The sequence below is a fragment of the Flectobacillus sp. genome, from assembly GCF_049240685.1.
Taxonomy (GTDB): domain Bacteria; phylum Bacteroidota; class Bacteroidia; order Cytophagales; family Spirosomataceae; genus Flectobacillus.
Map to the genome: position 1 here is coordinate 1 of NZ_JBMLSD010000092.1, position 2929 is coordinate 2929.

At 36.6% G+C, this 2929-nt stretch carries 4 protein-coding genes; all 4 read left to right on the plus strand.

What is annotated here, in order from left to right:
- The first annotated feature begins 494 nt into the window (after positions 1 to 494).
- Positions 495 to 1097, plus strand: a complete 603-nt coding sequence (locus tag ACOVQ4_RS04360; protein ID WP_095161052.1) for an RNA polymerase sigma factor — start codon at positions 495 to 497, stop codon at positions 1095 to 1097.
- Positions 1072 to 1314 carry a hypothetical protein gene (locus ACOVQ4_RS04365; protein WP_095161053.1) on the plus strand — a complete coding sequence of 81 codons (243 nt, stop codon included), beginning with the start codon at positions 1072 to 1074 and terminating at the stop codon, positions 1312 to 1314. The genes ACOVQ4_RS04360 and ACOVQ4_RS04365 overlap by 26 nt, the downstream gene beginning before the upstream one ends.
- Positions 1315 to 1531: 217 nt before the next feature.
- Positions 1532 to 2200: an endonuclease III gene (gene nth / locus ACOVQ4_RS04370; RefSeq protein WP_095161054.1), complete on the plus strand. Its 669-nt coding sequence runs from the start codon at positions 1532 to 1534 to the stop codon at positions 2198 to 2200.
- 154 nt (positions 2201 to 2354) lie between these two features.
- On the plus strand, positions 2355 to 2929 hold a 575-nt coding region (gene pnuC / locus ACOVQ4_RS04375), incomplete at its 3' end, for a nicotinamide riboside transporter PnuC (RefSeq protein WP_421819433.1).

Here is a 2929-nt window from a genome sequence, read left to right on the forward strand (position 1 = left end):
AAAGCCGACAGCCATATAGTTGATTTTTATTTAGCCTACTAACTCCCAATCGCACTTTTCAAGTTTGGTCTAATTATTGTGTTTCAGTTTGTATATTGAGACCATTTAATCAATTCTGTGTATAAACTTCTTGCATTTGCCTGAGTTTTGAGTATTTTTGAAACCAAAGACGGTAAAAATCCAAATTATATTGTTATCCGTATATAAAGTAGATTAACAATAAATTTGGAGATTTCAGGAAATTACTAGGTATTTATTAGGTAGAAATAGCCATTTTGAGTAAGTACATTCTCTTATAACGAAGAAAAGGCTGTTAATATTTGTTAACGAAAGTTAAATTTGCTTGTAATTTTTTTGGAATTAATATAACAACTACTATCTTTGAGTCAACCAATCAAGCATACTTCATTTTTAATTAGAGTAGTCACTAAAAAAACAATATAGGAGAAGCAATATGATATAAAGCTTTACGTTAACCAAATAGATTTATCAAGATGGAAAGAATCCATGTTAACGACAGTGAGCTAGTATCACGCTATATTCAAAATGGTGACGAACATGCCTTCGAAACACTTGTTCGCAGATACAAATCAAAAGTTTATACAACAATTTATTTAATCGTAAAAGATACTTACGTAGCAGAAGACTTATTGCAAGATACTTTTGTGAAAGCAGTAGATGTACTTCGCTCTGGCAAGTATAACGATGAAGGTAAATTTTTGCCATGGGTACTTAGAATTGCCCATAACATGGCTATAGATAATTTCCGTCGAGAAAAACGCTATCCCAATATCGTATTCGAAGATGGTAGTAGTGTATTCAATACACTTGATTTTGCAGAAGACTCTATCGAGGAAATGCAAATCAAAAATGAAACACACAACCATCTTAGAGATTTGATTAAACGTCTTCCTGATTCGCAGCGCGAAGTACTCGTTATGCGTCATTATGAAGACATGAGTTTTCAAGAAATTGCCGACGCCACTGGCGTTAGTATCAATACGGCATTGGGGAGAATGCGTTATGCGTTGATAAATCTACGCAAAATGATGAGTAAAAATTCTCCGAGCTATGATACAAACCTTTACGCAGAATGACGTAATTCGTTACGTTTACGAGGAAACTTCAGAAGAAGAAAACCTATTAATCCAAGATGCATTGGTACACGATACCGAAATGCTAGAATTTTATTTGGATTTAGTGGATCTTAAAATCGGTTTAGATGCTAGTTATCGTGAACCATCCTCTAGAACGGTCGACAACATATTAGCGTATTCTCGTAATTTTGACTCAAAACATCAAACCTCCGCCTAGTTTTAGGCTCAGGTTTGATGTTTTTTTGTTTTACTCAAGTCTTCAATAGACTTGAGTAAGTTTCTATTTGCTTTATTTTTTAGAAGTTATCTACCAACTTCTGATTATATCTTATTGTGTCTCTGTAACTAAAAAATCTGGCTATTTATCCTTATTTTTGATTTTTGGAACTTGTCACACAGGTCTCCTATATAATCTCGTTAATCCAGATTTTGTTATGCTCAAAAAAGAACGTTATCGTTTACTGATAGATTACTTCCTTCACAATTTTCCTGTAGCCGAAACCGAATTACATTATACCACTCCTTTTGAATTATTGGTGGCTGTAGTATTATCCGCTCAATGTACCGACAAGCGAGTCAATATGGTGACGCCTGCCTTGTTCGAGCGCTTTCCTACGCCTGAGTCCTTAGCCAGCGCCACTTTCGAAGAGGTATTTTATTACATCCGCTCGATTTCCTATCCTAACAATAAAGCCAAGCATTTGATTGGTTTAGGGCAAAAGCTTGTTGATAACTTCAGCTCAGAAGTGCCTAGTACCATCGAAGAACTTCAAACCCTTCCTGGCGTGGGGCGTAAGACAGCCAATGTGATTGTTTCGGTGATTTTTAATCAACCAGCCATGGCGGTCGATACGCACGTATTCAGAGTATCACATCGTTTGGGCTTGGTAGCCAAAACTGCTACAACACCTTTGGCAGTAGAAAAAGAGCTCATCAAACATATTCCTGAGGATTTAGTACCCAAAGCTCACCATTGGTTGATTTTGCATGGGCGTTATGTCTGCATTGCACGCTCACCCAAATGTGAAGAGTGTAAGCTAACGCATTTGTGCAAGTACTTCAGCAAACCTCCTCATTTACGCAAGGACAGCCCAAAGCTGTAAAGGATGAGTTGTGAATTGATTTTCAACAATTTCAGATTTGGGATTGCTAATTTCGGAAATAAAGTAAAATACCTTTTACAAAAAATCGAAGATTATACTTCCGAAATCCAACATCAGCAATCCACAATTGAAAGCTTAACCCATTTGTTAAAACATGTTTGATTTTCTTACAGATTATGTCCAAACCAATTGGATAGAAGTTTTTGGTATTGTGACCTCCTTGATATATGTCTGGTTGAATATCCGACAAAATATCTGGAGTTGGTTTTGGGCGATTGTAAGCTCATCTGTGTATGGAGTAGTCTATTTCCAGAGCAAGCTCTATTCTGATATGGAGTTACAAATCGTGTTTATCATTCTGGGCGTTTATGGTTGGTATCAATGGCTTTATGGTGGCGCTAATAAAACCGAGCTTCCTGTAAGCAAAATGCCTAAAAAATATATTCCTATTTGTCTGGCAGCAGGTATTGCATTTACGGGTGTGTCAGGGTATTTGCATGCCCAAACTGATGCTAGTTTACCCTATTTAGATTCGAGTTTGACAGCCATTAGTTTGATTGCTTCATGGATGATTGGCAAAAAATATCTAGAAAATTGGATTTTGTGGATTGTAGCCAACTTGGTGTATATAGGCATGTACTACGTCAAGGATTTACACGGAACGAGTATTCTGTATGCGCTATTGCTCGTCATGGCTATTAAAGGGTATTTTGATTGGAGGAGGGGGAT

Bases quoted from the DNA above. Each gene is read 5' to 3' on its own strand.
- ACOVQ4_RS04365 (WP_095161053.1), top strand. From the start codon at position 1,072: ATGATACAAACCTTTACGCAGAATGACGTAATTCGTTACGTTTACGAG.
- ACOVQ4_RS04360 (WP_095161052.1), top strand. From the start codon at position 495: ATGGAAAGAATCCATGTTAACGACAGTGAGCTAGTATCACGCTATATT.
- nth (WP_095161054.1), top strand. From the start codon at position 1,532: ATGCTCAAAAAAGAACGTTATCGTTTACTGATAGATTACTTCCTTCAC.